This window comes from Pseudomonas sp. GL_135 (assembly GCF_057834665.1).
Genome location: NZ_CM174408.1, coordinates 2160431 through 2178380, shown reverse-complemented (window position 1 = coordinate 2178380; position 17950 = coordinate 2160431). Strand labels below are relative to the sequence as shown.

16 protein-coding genes are annotated in these 17950 nt (G+C 60.8%); 6 read left to right on the top strand and 10 right to left on the bottom strand.

Annotation, left to right across the window (positions count from 1 at the left end):
- Positions 1-436: 436 nt before the first annotated feature.
- Positions 437-652, top strand: a complete 216-nt coding sequence (gene rmf, locus AC3ISG_RS09875; protein ID WP_074887169.1) for a ribosome modulation factor — start codon at positions 437-439, stop codon at positions 650-652.
- Between the two features lie 154 nt (positions 653-806).
- On the opposite strand, the gene AC3ISG_RS09870 is transcribed toward rmf, so the two are convergent.
- Positions 807-1829, bottom strand: coding sequence for a quinone-dependent dihydroorotate dehydrogenase (locus AC3ISG_RS09870; protein WP_489299124.1), 1023 nt, complete (start codon positions 1827-1829; stop codon positions 807-809).
- 271 nt (positions 1830-2100) lie between these two features.
- Here AC3ISG_RS09870 and AC3ISG_RS09865 point away from each other — a divergent pair, with 271 nt between their 5' ends.
- The 4 genes from AC3ISG_RS09865 to AC3ISG_RS09850 all read left to right on the top strand — a co-directional run bounded on the left by AC3ISG_RS09865 (position 2101) and on the right by AC3ISG_RS09850 (position 7236).
- A complete protein-coding gene (locus AC3ISG_RS09865; RefSeq protein WP_489299123.1) occupies positions 2101-3309 on the top strand; it encodes a CmpA/NrtA family ABC transporter substrate-binding protein in 1209 nt (402 codons plus the stop codon).
- A gap of 12 nt (positions 3310-3321) precedes the next feature.
- Entirely contained in the window at positions 3322-3897 is a 576-nt protein-coding gene (locus tag AC3ISG_RS09860) for an ANTAR domain-containing response regulator (protein ID WP_489299122.1), read from the top strand.
- A gap of 423 nt (positions 3898-4320) precedes the next feature.
- Complete coding sequence (locus AC3ISG_RS09855) at positions 4321-5532, top strand: nitrate/nitrite transporter (protein ID WP_205482960.1); 1212 nt, start codon at positions 4321-4323, stop codon at positions 5530-5532.
- Positions 5533-5583: 51 nt separating this feature from the next.
- On the top strand, positions 5584-7236 hold the full coding sequence (locus tag AC3ISG_RS09850) for a bifunctional protein-serine/threonine kinase/phosphatase (protein WP_489299121.1): 1653 nt from the start codon (positions 5584-5586) through the stop codon (positions 7234-7236).
- Between the two features lie 161 nt (positions 7237-7397).
- Here the strand turns inward: AC3ISG_RS09850 and AC3ISG_RS09845 are convergent, their stop codons facing one another.
- The 8 genes from AC3ISG_RS09845 to ppsA all read right to left on the bottom strand — a co-directional run bounded on the left by AC3ISG_RS09845 (position 7398) and on the right by ppsA (position 15696).
- Positions 7398-8432: an OmpA family protein gene (locus tag AC3ISG_RS09845; protein WP_065988496.1), complete on the bottom strand. Its 1035-nt coding sequence runs from the start codon at positions 8430-8432 to the stop codon at positions 7398-7400.
- 107 nt (positions 8433-8539) lie between these two features.
- Positions 8540-9130, bottom strand: coding sequence for an RNA polymerase sigma factor SigX (sigX, locus tag AC3ISG_RS09840; RefSeq protein ID WP_122534578.1), 591 nt, complete (start codon positions 9128-9130; stop codon positions 8540-8542).
- 89 nt (positions 9131-9219) lie between these two features.
- Complete coding sequence (locus tag AC3ISG_RS09835; RefSeq protein ID WP_122623142.1) at positions 9220-10044, bottom strand: mechanosensitive ion channel family protein; 825 nt, start codon at positions 10042-10044, stop codon at positions 9220-9222.
- Between the two features lie 2 nt (positions 10045-10046).
- The gene (locus AC3ISG_RS09830) at positions 10047-10316 is read right to left on the bottom strand and encodes a CrfX protein (protein WP_122534576.1); all 270 of its coding nucleotides are present in this window, start codon (positions 10314-10316) and stop codon (positions 10047-10049) included.
- A gap of 86 nt (positions 10317-10402) precedes the next feature.
- Positions 10403-11398, bottom strand: coding sequence for a zinc transporter ZntB (locus tag AC3ISG_RS09825; protein WP_122534575.1), 996 nt, complete (start codon positions 11396-11398; stop codon positions 10403-10405).
- Positions 11399-11443: 45 nt separating this feature from the next.
- Positions 11444-11932, bottom strand: coding sequence for a ribonuclease E activity regulator RraA (rraA, locus tag AC3ISG_RS09820; RefSeq protein ID WP_205482957.1), 489 nt, complete (start codon positions 11930-11932; stop codon positions 11444-11446).
- A 224-nt stretch (positions 11933-12156) separates the two neighbouring features.
- A complete protein-coding gene (locus AC3ISG_RS09815) occupies positions 12157-13149 on the bottom strand; it encodes an alpha/beta fold hydrolase (protein ID WP_489299120.1) in 993 nt (330 codons plus the stop codon).
- Between the two features lie 171 nt (positions 13150-13320).
- The gene (gene ppsA / locus AC3ISG_RS09810) at positions 13321-15696 is read right to left on the bottom strand and encodes a phosphoenolpyruvate synthase (RefSeq protein WP_489299119.1); all 2376 of its coding nucleotides are present in this window, start codon (positions 15694-15696) and stop codon (positions 13321-13323) included.
- Between the two features lie 150 nt (positions 15697-15846).
- Here ppsA and ppsR point away from each other — a divergent pair, with 150 nt between their 5' ends.
- A complete protein-coding gene (ppsR, locus tag AC3ISG_RS09805; protein ID WP_489299118.1) occupies positions 15847-16665 on the top strand; it encodes a posphoenolpyruvate synthetase regulatory kinase/phosphorylase PpsR in 819 nt (272 codons plus the stop codon).
- A gap of 63 nt (positions 16666-16728) precedes the next feature.
- Here ppsR and prpF read toward each other — a convergent pair whose 3' ends face one another.
- Positions 16729-17919, bottom strand: a complete 1191-nt coding sequence (gene prpF, locus AC3ISG_RS09800; RefSeq protein ID WP_489299117.1) for a 2-methylaconitate cis-trans isomerase PrpF — start codon at positions 17917-17919, stop codon at positions 16729-16731.
- Positions 17920-17950: the final 31 nt, after the last annotated feature.

Here is a 17950-nt window from a genome sequence, read left to right as displayed (position 1 = left end):
CGACGGTCCGCCAGCGAATCAACGCCGGCGTTTTGATGTTAAAAAACACTATTCAGCACGACGGCGGCGGCAATAAAAAGTCACATCGCTGACCCTTCGTCGTTTTTACGCTGGCTGCAAACGGCCAGCACTCTCAATTGCGAAACACTTGCACTGCCACGCGAAAGCCCCGGTTCAAGGGGGCTCTCTGTCAAAATACCGCTGAAACGCATCAGCGCTTATGGTCGTAATGCCTGAATGGTTAAGTTCTTATGACAAAACGATCATTCACAGCGTACCCCTCATTGGTTAGAAATCACCCAAGGTCATCGCCGCAACGGCGGTGGCATCAAGCCCGCGACGCCGGCAGCGGGCCGCTAACGGCAGAAGATCTTCTGCCGGACCTCAACCTGAGGTCTCCAGGGACATTACAGTCAACAAACGAGGGCAACACCCTATGAGAAGACTTAAGCGTGATCCGATGGAAAGAGCATTTTCGCGCGGATACCAGTACGGCGTATCCGGTAAATCCCGTGAGCTTTGCCCATTTACTCTACCGTCAGTGCGTCAAGCCTGGATCAATGGCTGGCGAGAAGGACGCGGCGACAACTGGGACGGTATGACCGGCACTGCGGGCATTCACAGACTCAACGAACTTCACGCGGTCGGCTGACGCAACCCTCACGTTACAGCCTGACCTAAAGCTTCTTGAACTACAGTTTTTAAGACATCTGACCGCTTCACCGTAACCACGCACGTCCCACCCGGGCGGCGGGCCAAGGCCCAAGAGGGGTTCCAGTCGGAACCCCTCTTTTCGTTTCAGATGATTATCGAGACATTGCTGCGATAGCGTCCACCGACTGGCGAATCAGCGCCGGCCCCTTGTAGATGAAGCCCGAATAGATCTGCACCAGACTCGCCCCTGCGGCGATTTTCTCGGCCGCGTGCCTGCCCTCGGTGATGCCGCCAGCCGCAATGATCGGCAAGCGCCCACCCAACTCAGCGGCCAGCACCTTGACGATGTGGGTGCTCTGCTCGCGCACCGGCGCGCCTGACAGGCCACCCGCTTCATCGCCGTGGGGCAGACCTTCAACGCCCTTGCGGCTGAGGGTGGTGTTGGTCGCAATCACCGCGTCCATCCCCGACTCCAGCAACGCGCTGGCCACCAGCACGGTCTCTTCGTCGCTCATGTCCGGGGCAATCTTGATGGCCAGCGGCACGCGCTTGCCATGGATCTGAGTCAGCGCATCCTGACGCACCCGCAGGGCTTCCAGCAGTTGCTTGAGCGAATCACCGAACTGCAAGCTGCGCAGGCCCGGTGTGTTGGGCGAGCTGACGTTGACGGTGATGTAACTGGCGTGAGCGTAGACCTTGTCCAGGCAAATCAAGTAGTCGTCGACAGCGCGCTCGACCGGGGTGTAGACGTTCTTGCCGATGTTGATGCCCAGCACGCCGTTGTACTGCGCGGCCTGCACCCGACTGACCAGATTGTCCACGCCCAGGTTGTTGAAGCCCATGCGATTGATGATGGCATCCGCGTGGGGCAGACGGAAAATGCGCGGTTTCGGATTGCCCGGCTGCGGACGCGGCGTAACGGTGCCGATCTCGACAAAGCCGAAGCCCAGCTGGGAAAAACCATTAATGGCCGCGCCGTTCTTGTCCAGCCCCGCCGCCAGCCCGACGGGGTTGGGGAAGCGCAGGCCCATGACGGTCACCGGCAACTGCATCGGCGCCTTGTTGAACAGGCCGTTAAGCCCCAGACGCCCGCCCGCGCCGATCAGGTCGATGGACAGATCGTGGGAGGTTTCCGGGGAGAGTTTGAACAGTAACTGGCGGGCCAGGTTATACATGGGAGGGCGCGGCTCGTTTGCGGCTGGGATCAGCGGCGGATTATAAACGCCGCTGCAGGGGAGCGCGAGGCATGTCGAGAACTTTGCTGGCGCCCCCGCTCGCCGCTGGCATATCGCTTGCTTCACGTCCTCCATTGGCTCGATCCAACGGCGGAGCGAGACACAGGACAATGACGTCGCTGTCGCCCCGGTTCAATCAGGGCGAGGCGACGTTTTTTTGGACGATCGGCAGCGCTGTAAGGCGCTTCGGCCTCCACCCGGAATCGCACTCATGAATCACACGCTTACCCCCTCGCTGACGTGGGTCGATGGCAGCGATGCACCCGAACTGGCCAGCGTCGACCTTGGCTTCATGGCGCTCACCGACAGCGCCTCGCTGATCGTCGCCGCGACCCAGGGCTTCGCCCAGCCCTACGGCCTGCACATCAACCTGCACCGGCAGTCATCATGGGCCAACCTGCGCGACAAACTGGTGAACGGCGAATTGCACGCGGCCCACAGCCTCTACGGTCTGGTCTACGCCGTCCAGCTGGGGCTGGCCGGACCGGCGAAGGACATGGCGGTGCTGATGGGGCTGAACCAGAACGGCCAGAGCATCAACCTGTCGCGGTCGCTGCAGGACGCCGGCGTGACCACTCCTGATGCACTGGACCGGCGCACGCACCAAAGCGACTCAAAACTGACCTTTGCCCAGACCTTTCCCACCGGCAATCACGCCTTGTGGCTTTATTACTGGCTCGCGAGTCAGGGCATCCATCCGTTGCGCGACGTCGACAGCGTGGTGGTGCCGCCGCCGCAGATGGTCGAGCACTTGCAGGCCGGACGCATCGACGGCTTTTGCGTCGGCGAGCCGTGGGGGGCCAGCGCCGTTCAGCAAAACCTGGGCTTCACCCTGGCGACGTCCCAGGCCATCTGGCCGGATCACCCGGAGAAGGTCCTGGCCTGCAGCCTGGAATTCGCCGAGCAGTACCCGAACACAGCACGGGCGCTGGTGATGGCGATGCTTGAAGCCAGCCGTTTCATCGAAGAGAGCACCGACAACCGGCGCAGCACCGCGCAACTGCTCAGCGCCTCCGAGTACGTCAATGCACCGGTGGGCACCATCGAATCGCGGCTGCTGGGCGAATACGACGACGGGCTCGGCAACCAGTGGCTTGACCACCACGCCATCCGCTTCCATGGCGACGGGCAGGTCAACATGCCCTGGCTGTCCGACGGCATGTGGTTCATGACCCAGTTCCGCCGCTGGGGCTTGCTGCGTGAAGACCCGGATTACCTCGGCGTCGCCCGCGGCGTCCAGCAATTGGGGCTGTACCGCCAGGCCGCCGAGGCGCTGGGCATTGCCGTACCGCCTTCGCCCATGCGCAGCAGCCAGTTGATCGACGGCAAAATCTGGGACGGCAGTGACCCGGCGCGTTACGCCCGCAGCTTCAAGCTGCACGCGCTGGCCGATGCGGCCCTCGTTCATGCTGATCGCTGAGGAGACGCCACCATGCTGCGAATCCTGCTGATCAACGACACGCCCAAAAAGGTCGGGCGCCTTAAGGCCGCGCTGACCGAAGCCGGTTTTGAGGTGATCGACGAATCCGGGCTGATCATCGACCTGCCTGCCCGGGTCCAGGCCGTGCGTCCGGACGTGATTCTCATCGACACCGAATCGCCGGGCCGTGACGTGCTGGAGCAAGTGGTGCTGGTGACCCGCGATCTGCCGCGCCCGATCGTCATGTTCACCGATGAGCACGACCCCGTCGTGATGCGCCAGGCGATCAAGTCAGGGGTCAGCGCCTACATCGTCGAAGGCATTCATGCGCACCGCCTGCAGCCGATTCTCGACGTCGCCATGGCGCGCTTCGAAAGCGATCAGGACCTGCGCGCGCAACTGCAGGCCCGCGATCAGCAATTGGCCGAACGCAAACGCATCGAAACGGCCAAGGGGCTGTTAATGAAGATGAAGCAGTGCAACGAAGAAGAGGCCTACACCCTGATGCGGCGCCAGGCCATGAGCCGACAGCAGAAGCTGATTCAAGTGGCGGAGCAGATCATTGCCATGAGCGAGTTGCTGGGCTGAGCGCATTCAGTTCCGGACGGCCTTGGCGTAACTGACTACACCCGCTGCTGTAGGAGCCGACTTGCTGGCGAACCCATTGTGTCAGCTGAGATCTGCGCCGCTGACCCGCCGCTTTCGCCAGCAAGCCGGCTCCTCTGAAAAATGCGCGGGGCCGGCCCGGTTGATCCGACCAGGCGTCTGGCGCGTATCTGGCCCATGTATTGCTACGTACACATCACAGGTAACCAACGGCGGTTGCCCACTCACGACAAAGACGTCGCACCCCTTCGCGAAAGCGCACAGGGCTGCGGCGTTTTTTCGTTTTTGCCCTGAACACATCGGGGCGGGTGGAGTACCGGTCTGGTGCTTCACCTGCACGACCTGACCCGTAGCGGTGCGAGCAACCTCTCGACCGAACACGAATCCCTGCAGATGAGGTGTTAGATGAACACGAGTTTCTGGAAAGCCGGCCATAAACCGACACTGTTCGCAGCGTTCCTGTATTTCGACCTGAGCTTCATGGTCTGGTACCTGCTCGGTCCCATGGCCGTGCAAATCGCCGCCGATCTGCACCTGACCACCCAGCAACGCGGCCTGATGGTCGCGACGCCGATTCTGGCGGGCGCCGTGCTGCGTTTCATCATGGGCATGCTCGCTGACCAGCTGTCGCCCAAGACCGCCGGGATCATCGGCCAGGTCATCGTCATCGCCGCGCTGCTGGGCGCCTGGCAGTTGGGTATTCACAGCTATGAACAGGCGCTGCTGCTGGGCGTGTTCCTTGGCATGGCGGGCGCCTCATTCGCTGTGGCCCTGCCGCTGGCCTCCCAGTGGTACCCGCCGCAGCATCAGGGCAAAGCCATGGGCATTGCCGGCGCCGGCAACTCCGGCACTGTGTTCGCGGCCCTGATCGCACCCGTACTCGCGGCCAGCTTCGGCTGGAACAACGTGTTTGGCTTTGCCGTGGCGCCGCTGCTGTTGACCCTCATCGCGTTCTCGCTCATGGCAAAGAATGCCCCTGAGCGGCCCAAAGCCAAATCCATGGCTGACTATTTCAAGGCCCTGGGCGACCGCGACAGCTGGTGGTTCATGTTCTTCTACAGCGTGACCTTCGGCGGCTTCATTGGCCTGGCCAGCGCCCTGCCCGGCTATTTCAACGATCAATACGGCCTGAGCCCGGTGACCGCAGGTTACTACACCGCCGCCTGCGTCTTCGGCGGCAGCATGATGCGGCCACTGGGCGGCGCCCTCGCCGACCGCTTCGGTGGGATTCGCACGCTGTCGGGCATGTACGCCGTCGCCGCGATCTGCATCGCCGCCGTGGGTTTCAACCTGCCCAGCTCATGGGCCGCACTGGCGCTGTTCGTCGCGGCCATGCTCGGCCTTGGTGCCGGTAACGGCGCGGTCTTCCAACTGGTACCGCAACGCTTTCGCAAAGAGATCGGCGTCATGACCGGCCTGATCGGCATGGCCGGCGGCATCGGTGGCTTCCTGCTGGCCGCCGGGCTCGGCGCGATCAAGCAGAACACCGGCGAGTACCAACTGGGTCTGTGGCTGTTCGCATTCCTTGGCGTGCTGGCCTGGTTCGGCCTGATGAACGTCAAGCGTCGCTGGAGAACCACCTGGGGTTCGGCCGCCGTCACCGCCGCTCGCGTCTAGGTCGTGAGCGTCGATCAGCCTATTCCGGCAGTTGCTTCCAGAGCGACCGGCTTGCAACTCCGCGTCGCCGAGTTCAGCGCCACCGGGCCCAGGGCGGAAAATCAGGATGCCATTCGGGTGGTCACTCCTGCTCCGGCGCTGGCCGCCAGCAAGGGTTATCTGTTCGCCCTCGCTGACGGCGTCAGCCAGTGCGCCGACGGCAGCGTGGCATCCCGCGCCACGCTCCAGGCGTTGGCGATGGACTACTACGCGACGCCGGAAACCTGGAGCGTCGCCCAGGCCCTCGATCGCCTCCTGCTGGCACAAAACCGCTGGCTGCTGGCCAACGGCTTGTTGACCACCCTCAGCGCGCTGATCCTGCGCGGGCGTCGCTTTACCCTCGCCCATGTCGGCGACTGCCGCGTGTACCGCTGGCATGCAGGGCTGCTCCAGCGCATCAGCCAGGACCATGTCTGGGAACAGCCGGACATGCAGCATGTGCTGAAACGGGCGCTGGGCCTGGATCAATACGTGGTCATGGATTATCGGGACGGTGAGCTGCGCATCGGCGAGCGGCTGCTGCTGGTCAGCGACGGCGTGTGGGCAACGTTGGGCGATGACCGAATCGGTTCGATCCTCAACGAGCAGGCCGATCTGGACACGACCGTCAGAACGCTGGTCAACGCCGCGCATCTGTCTGGCAGCGCCGACAACGCCAGCGCCTTGATGATTCAGGTCGATCAACTGGGCTCGGACAGCCTGGGCGAGACGCTGTTGCAACTGCAGCAGTGGCCAGTCCCACCCCTTTTCAAGTCAGGCCAGATGTTTGAAGGCTGGCAGGTAGAAACGCGTTTGAGCGACTCGCGACAATCGCTGCTCTACCGCGTACGCGACAGTCAACAGCAACCGTGGTTACTGAAGACGCTGCCGCCCTCACGGGTTGACGAGGCCGGCGCGGCGGAGGCCTTGCTGCTCGAAGAGTGGTTCGTGCGTCGCGTCGCCGGTCGCTTCTTTCCCGAGCTTCACCCCCTCGGCCAGCGCCAGCATCTGTATTACGTGATGCGCGAGTATGCCGGCCATACCCTGGCTGACAGCTTCGATCAGGAAGGGCCGATGGCGCTGTCACCGTGGCTGAGTCTGGCCCGGGAGTTGATCGCAGCCGTTGGTCTGCTGCACCGGCGCAATATCATTCACCGCGACATCAAGCCGGAAAATCTGCTGTTTGAGGAGGCGGGAGGTGTGCGCATTCTGGATTTCGGGCTGGCCTACAGCCCAGGTCTTTCAGTGGATCAAGCCAGCGACGTGCCCGGCACGCCCAGCTTCATGGCGCCTGAAGCTTTCGAAGGCGCAGAACCCAGCCCTGGTTTCGACCTGTATGGCGCCAGCGTCACGCTGTATTTCCTGCTGACCGGTCACTATCCCTACGGCGAAGTCGAGCCCTTCCAGCGCCGGCGCTTTGGCAACCCGCTGCCCGCCAGTCGTTACCGTCCAGATGTGCCGGAATGGCTGGACCAGCATCTGCAACGCGCCCTACAGGCTGATCCGCTGAAGCGCTTCGAAACCGCCGAGCACTGGCTCGTGCACTTTAAACAGGGCGAACTTTCGCCGCTGGATAAACGCAACGTCCCACTGCTGGAGCGCGAGCCGCTCAAGGTCTGGCGCGCAGTTGCGCTGATGTCGCTGCTGATCAATCTGGTTTTGTGGGCTTTGCTGCTCAAACGCTAGTCTGGACTTAGTCGTTCAAGGGCATCTGCTTAGATGGATCCAGGTTCATCTCTGTCTGTTCGCTTAGACGATCAGACCGGGAATGAATGGGGACGAGAGAGGTTAAATCGCAGGCAAAGAAAAACCCGGCCGAGGCCGGGTTTTTCGTGAAGCGAGGCTAATTACTTAGCTTGGGCTTCTACTTGTGCTTCTACGCGACGGTTTACAGCGCGGCCAGCGTCAGTTGCGTTGTCAGCAACTGGACGGGATTCGCCGTAGCCAACCGAGTTTACGCGGTTAGCGCCAACACCGTACTGGTTAACCAGAACTTGCTTAACGGCGTTTGCACGACGCTCGGACAGCTTCTGGTTGTAAGCGTCAGGACCGACGGAGTCAGTGTGACCTTCAACAGTGGTGGTGGTTTGTGGGTACTGCTTCATGAAGTCAGCCAGGTTCTTGATGTCGCCGTAGCTGTTTGGCTTCACAACCGACTTGTTGAAGTCGAATTTAACGTCCAGCTCAACGCGAACGACTTCAGCAACAGCTGGGCAGCCGTTAGCGTCTACAGTCACGTTTGCAGGGGTGTCAGGGCACTTGTCAACGTTGTCGCAAACGCCGTCGTTGTCGCTGTCGGAGCACACTTCAGCTACTGGAGCCGGTGCTGCTTCAACTTTCTTCGAACCGCCGCCGAAGTTCACACCGATACCGACGCTTGGCGCCCACTCGGTGTCGCCCTGGTCGATGTTGTACTGAGCTTCAACGCCAGCACGGGCATAGAAGTTGTCAGTGAAGTACAGCTTGGCACCGCCGCCGATGTTGGCGAAGGTGGAACGGTTACGACCGTTGCTGCCGTTCTGATCGATGCTCTGATCGGAAAAACCAGCCGAAACGTACGGACGCAGCATGTCGCCTGGGTTGTTGAAGTGGTACAGAGCGTCCAGAGCGGTGTTCGCGCCCTTGATGTTCTGGCCATTGTCGCTACGGACGTTGTGCACTTCGTCATAGCCCAGACGCAATTCAACGTCGTCGGTCAGGAAGTAGCCAACAGAACCGCCGAACAGGTTGCCGTCGTTTTTGAAGTTACGAGCGCTGTCGAACTGTTCTTTCTTGGCGAAGCCTTCGATTTCGACTGCGCCTTGGCCTTGAGCCAGAGCGCCGAACGAAGTTGCGGCAACAATAGTACCAATGGCCAAGCCCAAGGTGTTTTTCAGTTTCATCCGTTAAATCCCCATCTGGTGATTGTAAAGCAGTCCCCCTTAGCGAGAGACAACTCGTCGGCAAGTCTATCAGAACTTGCCTGCTCGTTAGAGATATTTGCACCGAGTTAAGTTTCGGTAACGCCTGCAAATTTCTCACGTAATTTATCAAGTGCCCGCTTGTAACGCATTTTCGTGGCACTCAGGCCCATGTGCATGATGTCTGCGATCTCCTGAAATTCCAGCTCTGCGACAAATCGTAGCACCAGAATTTCCCTGTCGATCGGATTCACATGCACAAGCCAACGATCAAGCCCGCCCTTTTCTTCTGGTTTCGGCGTCTTTTCTTCCGACGCTTCCTCGAGGGGGTCAAGACTCAAAGCGTCCAGCAACCGACGCTTTCGTCGCTCCTTCCTGTACTGCGTGATGCATTCGTTGTACGTGATGCTGTAGAGCCAGGTTTTGAACTTCGATTTACCCTCGAAGTTCTTCAAGCCATACAACACCTTAAGCATCACTTCCTGACAGACATCATCAGCATCGCGATCGTTCCCCAGATACCGTGCGCAGACGTTAAAAAGTGTCCGCTGGTAACGACGCATCAGCTCCTCATAGGCACGCGTCACATGAAACAGCTCGGCGTGCGAACGCGCAACCAGCTCCTCATCGGAGAGCTCGCGTGGGTCGTAGCGCAGAGAGGGCGATTGAGCGTTATTCAAAACAAGTCGTGCCGACAGTCGGATAGATGTCCGCCGCACCCGGAAATCGCCCGGGTTTTGCGGCGGCATACATTAGCAGATTCGCCGGCTCAACGGCTGCTCACTCGCTGCTCGAGGAGGATCCGGTTGGACAAAGACACCAACTCCCCTTCCTCGGTCAGCAGGGTGGTCTTCACCGTGCCAATTTCTTCGATCTGCCCTTCGACCTCACCCACACGCACTTGTTGCCCTACCTGGTACAACTCACGTACATAAATTCCTGCGAGGATCTGGCTCGCGATTTCGCGGCTGCCGAGCCCCATGGCCAGCGCAACGGCCAGACCAACGGTAATCAATGCGATAACAATCACATGGTTCAGCAGGTCGGTTTTGACCTCTAGCTGACTGATCGCTACCGAAATACTGATGATGATCACCAGCCACTGGGCGATTCGCCCCAGGCCGGCCGAGTAATCCAGCCCCACCCCTTCGGCGGCGCCCCGCACAATACCGTTGACCAGTTGCGCCAGCAACACACCCACAAGGAGCACCAGCGCGGCGCCGAAAACTTTCGGCAGGTACAGCGCCAGCATGTCCAGCGTTGCCGACACCCGCTCCAACCCGAGCGATTCTGCCGCCGACACCAGAAAAATCAAGAGCACGAACCAATACACAATCTTGCCGATCAGCGTCGAAATCGGGACTTGAACCCCTGCGCGGCTGATCAGCTTGGTCAACCCGGTGCCACCCATCAGGCGATCCAGACCGAGTTTGGCCAATAACTTGGAAAGCAGGGTATCGAGCAGCTTTGCCACCACGAAACCCAAAAGCACTACCACCAGCGCGCCGAACAGATTCGGGATGAAGTTCGCGACTTTGGTCCACAACGCAGTCATTGCAGTAACCAGGCTCTGCGTCCAGAGATCCAATTCCATATTCAATCAGCCTTGTCTTGTGCACCGGTACCGGTAAACGTAGTACCGGCGCGGGTCGCCTTGCGGCGGGAAACAGGTGAAACGTGAGCGGAGCCATTGTTCAAGGCGATCATCAAAGCCTGCGTGCAACGACCCAGAAGACTGAACAGATCACCGGCGCCCACCTGACGGTTGGCGGTCTTCAACACTCTGCCCAGAACGGCATCATCGTCCCGGCTGCTGGACGAAGCATTGAGCATGTCTCGCAGTGATTCTTCAAACGGGTCGTGCATAGGCACCTCACGCAATGTCACTGAAAGACGCATCCCATTCTGCCGGAGTCACACGACACACACGAACGCCTCCCGTTTTTTTACGCTCACACCCACCGCAACCGCTTGAACAACCACGTCTGGCCGACGGCCACGATGAGCATCAAGCCGCAGGCGTACAGAAATCCATAGGGATTTTCCGACCCGGGGATACCCCCCACGTTGATGCCCAGCAAACCTGTCAGGAAGGTCATCGGCAGGAAGATGCCGGTGATGACCCCAAACCGATACATGGTCCTGTTCATCCGCTCGTTGAGGCGCCTGTCTTCAGCCTCAAGCACCAGCCCCACTCGCTCTCGTGTCAATTCCAGCTCTTCGAGGTAGCGCGTCAGGCTGTTGTTCAATTCGTTCCAGTAATCGGCATCGTCCTCCACGAACCACGGCATCTTGCTGCGCGTCAGCTGGGCGTAGATTTCGCGCTGAGGCGCCAGAAACCGACGCAGTCCCGCCGCTCTTCTGCGGATGTGCACCATGTTGCCGTGCTCGGGCAGATACCGCTCGTCGGCATCTATGCGTTCTTCCATGTCATCGACCAGTTCGGTCAGCTCGCTGACCACGGCCTGAACCTTGTCAGTCAGAAACTGGGCCAGATACAGCAGCAGTTCCGATGCCGTTTTCGGTCCCTTTCCTTCATTCAATGACGAGATCAGTTCATCGGTTGCCCGCAGCGAGCGCAGGCGCAACGAGATAACGCGCTGGGCGGCGGCAAAAATGCGCACCGACACCATGTCTTCCGGCTCGGCCCCCGGGTTCAGGTTGATCCCGCGCAGGAACAGCAGCAATTCGTTGTCCGGCAAAGCCAGCAGCCGCGGCCGGGTGTTCTCTTCCAGCATCAGGTCGCAGACGAACTCGCTCAGACCGCTGGTCTTGCGCAACCACGTCTGGGTCTGGGGATGGCTGCGGTCCCAATGGAGCCACACGCTTTCGTGGGGCTCCAGTTGCAGACCATCCAGTTCAGTTCGGGGGATTGAACGCGCCCCGCCCTTTCCGTCCAACACGAGGGCGTGAACCAGCCCCCACTGCGCGTTTGTTTCGTCGAACATTTGTATCCTTGCTGAGTGAATCGCCAGCAGCCCGAAGAAGGCCGCTCAGTCGGGCATCGTCAGCGCGCTGGGCGAGACGATGATGCCGTTGTTGTCGGCATAGATGAATTCGCCCGGCTTGAACGTCACACCGCCGAAGGTCACCACCTTGTTCAGGTCACCGAGGCCACGCTTTTCGGTCTTGAGCGGGTGACTGGCCAGTGCCTGCACACCGAGGTCGGTCTGTGCCAGGACATCGACATCGCGCACGCAGCCAAAAATCACCATGCCCTCCCAACCGTTTTTCGCTGCCTTTTCGGCGATCATGTCGCCGAGCAGTGCGCAGCGCAGCGAGCCTCCGCCGTCCACGACCAATACTTTGCCGTGTCCATCCTGTTCGGCCTGCTCGCGCACCAGGGAATTGTCTTCGAAGCACTTGAGCGTGACGATCTCGCCGCCGAATGAATCTCGGCCACCGAAGTTGCTGAACATCGGCTCCACCACCTCAACCAGGTCAGGGTAGGCGTCGCACAAGTCCGGGGTGATGTAATGCATGGGTAACTCCTGTCAGGAAAGCTCTGTGATGAGGGTCAACCGGTACGAGGATAGACGGCTTGTCTGAACGGCGGACGTTCCACGCGCGTCGCTTCCTTATATAGCACCTACAGAGCAAAAACATTCTGACCAGCACGTCGCCACCGGCCATCCGGTCCCGGTGTTGAGAATGGGTGCAGCTTAGCGCCAAGTCAGCGCCCAAGGAATGGCTGCGCCGGTGACAATCACGGCGTCGCGATCATGTTCAGCGTTGATTCAGTCTTTACCACAGCGACATGACGGTTCAGCCAGTCGGCTACGCGCGGCCACACCTGGGTTTGCGCGGCTTTGCTGACCAGCATCGGCACATGGCCGAAATCTTCGCTGAAGCCGTGCTCGCGGCCGAGGACGAGAAATGTCTTGTCGTCGCTGCCGAACTGCTCGAACAGCTCGCGGCAGGCCCATTCCGGGTCCTGATGATCGCCAGCGCCCGCCACGCACAGCAGTGAGACCGTCACCTGTTGCAGCCCTGCCCACCAGTCCTCCTTCTTGTGCCCGAAACGGCCGAACAGACCATGACAGCGCATGCTTTCCAGAAGGACGCCCATGGGCTCATCTTCCGGGCCGCGCTTGAACCGCGGGCCTGACACGTGCTCGAAGCGCTTGAGCAGCAGCCGTGCAGCCCATTGCAGCGGTGGCACTTTCAGCGGCCAGTGGCTGCGGGTGACCTGACTGCCGAACAGCGCCACCGAGGCCGCATCGTCCGCCGTCAGATACTGCCCGCCCAATGCCGCCGCCAGGGTCGTGCCGCCCAGGGAGTGGCCGATCCAGTGGGGTGCCTCGCCGGTCTGCTCGCGCACGAACGCCGCGATGGCCGGCAGATCAAAGCGTGCGTAATCGGCCACGCAATTGGTCTTGTACGCACTGTTGCGCGCCGACAAACCGTGCCCGCGCATTTCCGGGATCCACACATCGAACCCGGCACGGGCCAGGTAGGCGCCCAGGCCGATGCCTTTGGGGGAGTACCAGAATCGTCGATTGGAAAAACTGCCATGCAGCAAGACCACCGGTACGCCCCGGGCATCCGGTGCAGCCACGAGACCCAGCCGGGTGACGGCGATTTCGACGGTAAAGTCCGGGCTGTTGCCGGGTTTCAAACGGTAGACGTCCTCGGTCAGGTCGCCACGACGCTCGGCACTGATCAGGGCCACGGGAAAGAGATGACTGCTGCTTTGCATGGTGCTCTTGCTGGACGCTCTAGGTGGGTGGGGAAATGGCCGTGGGGACGGACAGCAGGTTGACGCTGCCAGCGCGCCAAAAATCACCCACAAAAAAGGGCGGATTCGTCAAAAACCGCCCTTTCGGGAAACCGGCCCATGGAAACGGGCCGGCATCTTACTCGATCTGCATCAGGTGGGAGCGTCCTCTTCGGACAGGAAGAACCAGGTCTCCAGTACCGAATCAGGATTGAGGGACACGCTTTCGATGCCCTGCTCCATCAACCAGCGCGCCAGATCCGGGTGATCGGAAGGGCCCTGGCCGCAGATGCCGATGTACTTGCCGGCCTTGTTGCAGGCCTGAATGGCGTAGGACAGCAGCTTCTTCACCGCAGGATTACGCTCGTCGAACAAGTGGGCGATGATCCCGGAGTCACGGTCCAGGCCCAGGGTCAGCTGGGTCAGGTCGTTGGAACCGATGGAGAAACCGTCGAAGAATTCGAGGAATTCATCGGCCATCAGCGCGTTGGACGGCAGTTCGCACATCATGATCACGCGCAGACCGTTCTCGCCACGGGCCAGACCGTTTTCGGCGAGCAAGTCGATGACCTGGCTCGCTTCGCCCAGGGTGCGGACGAACGGCACCATGATTTCGACGTTGGTCAGGCCCATCTCGTTGCGCACGCGCTTGAGGGCACGGCATTCCAACTCGAAGCAGTCGCGGAAGTTTTCGCTGATGTACCGCGACGCGCCACGGAAGCCCAGCATCGGGTTTTCTTCTTCCGGCTCGTAAAGCTTGCCGCCGATCAGGTTGGCGTATTCGTTGGACTTGAAGTCCGACAGCCGCACGATGACTTTCTTGGGCGAGAACGCCGCCGCCAGGGTGCTGATGCCTTCCACCAGCTTCTCGACGTAGAAACCGACCGGATCGTCGTAGCCGGCGATGCGCTTGTCGACGCTTTCCTTGATGTCCTGAGGCAGGTTGGCGTAGTTCAGCAGCGCCTTGGGGTGCACGCCGATCATGCGGTTGATGATGAATTCCAGACGCGCCAGGCCGATACCGGCGTTGGGCAACTGGGCGAAATCAAAGGCGCGGTCGGGGTTGCCGACGTTCATCATGATTTTGAACGGCAGGTCAGGCATGGCGTCGACAGAGTTCTGCTTGATGTCGAAGCCCAGTTCGCCCTCGAAGATGTAACCGGTGTCGCCCTCGGCGCAGGACACGGTGACGCCCTGACCTTCCTGCAACAGCTCGGTGGCGTTGCCGCAACCCACTACCGCCGGAATGCCCAGCTCGCGAGCGATGATCGCGGCGTGGCAAGTGCGTCCGCCACGGTTGGTGACGATGGCGCTGGCGCGTTTCATGACCGGTTCCCAGTCCGGGTCGGTCATGTCGGAGACCAGCACGTCGCCGGGCTGGACCTTGTCCATCTCGGACACGTCCTTGATGATCCGCACCTTGCCGGCGCCGATGCGCTGGCCGATGGCGCGGCCTTCCACCAGAACGGTGCCCTTCTCTTTCAGCAGATAGCGTTCCATGACATTGGACGAGGTGCGGCTTTTTACGGTTTCCGGACGCGCCTGCACGATGTAGAGCTTGCCGTCATCGCCATCTTTGGCCCACTCGATGTCCATCGGGCACTGGTAGTGCTTTTCGATGATCATCGCCTGGCGGGCCAGATTGCTGACTTCCTCGTCGCTGAGGCAGAAACGCGCGCGGTCCGCCAGGTCGACGTCGATGGTCTTGACCGATTTACCGGCCTTGGCCTCTTCGCCGTAGATCATCTTGATTGCCTTGCTGCCGAGGTTGCGGCGCAGGATCGCCGGGCGGCCGGCTTCAAGGGTGTTTTTGTGAACGTAAAATTCGTCCGGGTTGACCGCGCCCTGGACGACGGTCTCGCCCAAGCCGTAGGCGCCGGTGATGAAAACCACGTCGCGGAAACCGGATTCGGTGTCCAGGGTAAACATGACGCCTGCGGTGCCGGTTTCAGAACGCACCATGCGCTGCACGCCAGCGGACAGTGCCACCAGCTTGTGGTCGAACCCTTGGTGAACGCGGTAGGAAATGGCGCGGTCGTTGAACAGCGATGCGAACACCTCTTTCGCCGCGCGGATGACGTTTTCGACGCCACGAATGTTCAGGAAGGTTTCCTGCTGGCCGGCGAACGAGGCGTCCGGCAAATCTTCTGCGGTGGCGGAAGAGCGCACGGCCACGGCGATGTCCGGGTTGCCCGCCGAGAGCTCGGCGAAGGCGGTGCGGATTTCGACGTTGAGCTTTTCGGGGAATTCAGCCTCCATGATCCACTCACGGATCTTGGCGCCGGTTCTGGCCAGTTCGTTGACGTCGTCGACATCCAGCGCGTCGAGGGCCTGATGGATCTGATCGTTCAGGCCACTCTGCTCGAGGAAATCACGGTAGGCCTGAGCGGTAGTGGCAAAGCCACCGGGAACGGACACGCCTGCACCCGCCAGGTTGCTGATCATCTCGCCGAGGGATGCGTTCTTGCCCCCCACGTGCTCAACATCATGTTTGCCGAGCTTATCGAGGGAAACTACGTACTCTACCAAGGTGATCTCTCCACTAACCGGTTATTGTTGGAAACGCTTTTGGTGCGGGAATCGCGGCGATTGAAAACAGGTAGAATGCGGCCAGTCATGGCCCGCAAGCCGGCCTATCATATCCACAAATTGTCTTCAGCTTAAGGCCCCGGGGCGCAAATGAAACGATCCGCTTTTTTCATCTCCGATGGCACCGGCATTACCGCCGAAACCCTTGGCCAGAGTCTGCTAGCGCAATTTGAAAACATTACATTCAACAAGTTCACGCGCCCCTATATCGACAGCGTCGAGAAGGCGCGGGCCATGGTGCAGCAGATCAACAAGGCGGCCGAGAAAGACGAAGCCCGCCCGATCATTTTCGACACCATCGTCAACCAGGACATCCGCGAGATTCTCGCGACCTCCGACGGCTTCATGATCGACATTTTCTCGACCTTCCTCGCCCCGTTGGAGCTGGAGCTTAGTTCACACTCTTCCTACTCGGTGGGGAAATCCCACTCCATCGGGCACAACTCCAATTACATGGAGCGGATCGAGGCGGTGAACTTCGCGCTGGACAACGACGACGGCGCCAGAACCCATTATTACGACAAGGCCGACATCATCCTGGTGGGCGTGTCGCGCTGCGGCAAGACCCCAACTTGTCTGTACATGGCCATGCAGTTCGGCATCCGCGCCGCCAATTACCCGCTGACCGAAGAAGACATGGAGCGTCTGCAGTTGCCCACTGCCCTGAAGCTGCACCGGGACAAGCTGTTCGGCCTGACCATCGATCCCGACCGTCTGACTGCGATCCGCCACGAACGCAAACCCAACAGCCGCTACGCCAGTTACGCCCAGTGCGAGTTCGAAGTGCGCGAAGTCGAAGGCCTGTTCCGCCGCGAGAACATCCCGCACATCAACTCCACGCATTTTTCGGTCGAGGAAATCTCGGCGAAGGTGCTGGTGGAGAAAGGCGTCGAGCGGCGGTTTAAGTAGCTGCGCAGCGGCAAGTTTGAAGCTGCAAGCTGCAAGTTGGCCGGAGCAGGCCATGCGCTCCGGTCAGAAGCTGTCACCCGGCACGCGCACCCATCCTTCCATCAACACCCGCGCGCTGCGGCTCATGATGGCTTTTTTGACTTGCCATTCGCCGTCGACCAATACCGCTTCAGCGCCGACACGCAGGGTCCCGGAGGGGTGGCCGAAGCGCACGGCACTGCGCTCGCCCCCGCCCGCTGCCAGGTTGACCAGCGTGCCCGGTATCGCCGCCGCCGTGCCGATGGCCACTGCCGCCGTGCCCATCATCGCGTGGTGCAGCTTGCCCATGGACATGGCGCGCACCAACAGATCGGTGTCTGCGGTGGTGACCCGCTTGCCGCTGGAAGACAGGTATTCAGCAGGCGCGGCCACGAACGCCACTTTAGGCGTGTGCTGACGCGTCGCGGCCTCCTCGACCGTGCCGATCAGCCCCATGCGCACGGCGCCATGGGCCCGGATCGTTTCGAACATGCTCAAGGCCTTCGGATCGCTGTTGATTGCGTCCTGCAATTCGCTGCCGCCGTAACCGATGTCCCGGGCGTTGACGAAGATCGTCGGGATGCCGGCATTGATCATCGTCGCCTTAAACGTCCCCACCCCGGGCACTTCAAGCTCATCGACCAGATTGCCGGTGGGGAACATCGAGCCGCCAGCGCCCTCCTCATCCGCGGCCGGGTCCATGAATTCCAGCTGCACTTCCGCTGCCGGAAAGGTCACACCGTCGAGCTCGAAATCGCCGGTTTCCTGAACCGCCCCGTCGGTCATCGGCACATGAGCGATGATGGTTTTGCCGATGTTGGCCTGCCAGATGCGCACCACTGCCACGCCGTTCCGGGGGATGCGCGCCGGGTCAACCAGACCGTTGCTGATGGCGAACGGGCCGACCGCCGCCGACAGGTTGCCGCAATTGCCGCTCCAGTCGACGAAGGGCTTGTCGATGGCGACCTGACCAAACAGGTAATCGACGTCGTGATCGGCTTTCTCGCTCTTTGACAGAATCACCGTCTTGCTGGTGCTCGACGTCGCGCCGCCCATGCCATCGATTTGCTTGGCGTAGGGGTCGGGGCTGCCGATCACCCGCAGCAGCAAGGCGTCACGGGCGGCGCCTGGAGTCTGCGCAGCTTCGGGCAGGTCGTCCCGGAGGAAAAAAACGCCCTTGCTGGTGCCGCCGCGCATGTAGGTCGCGGGAATCTTGATCTGTGCTGTGGAAGCCATGGAGCTGTTCCTTCTGATTCTTTCGTATATA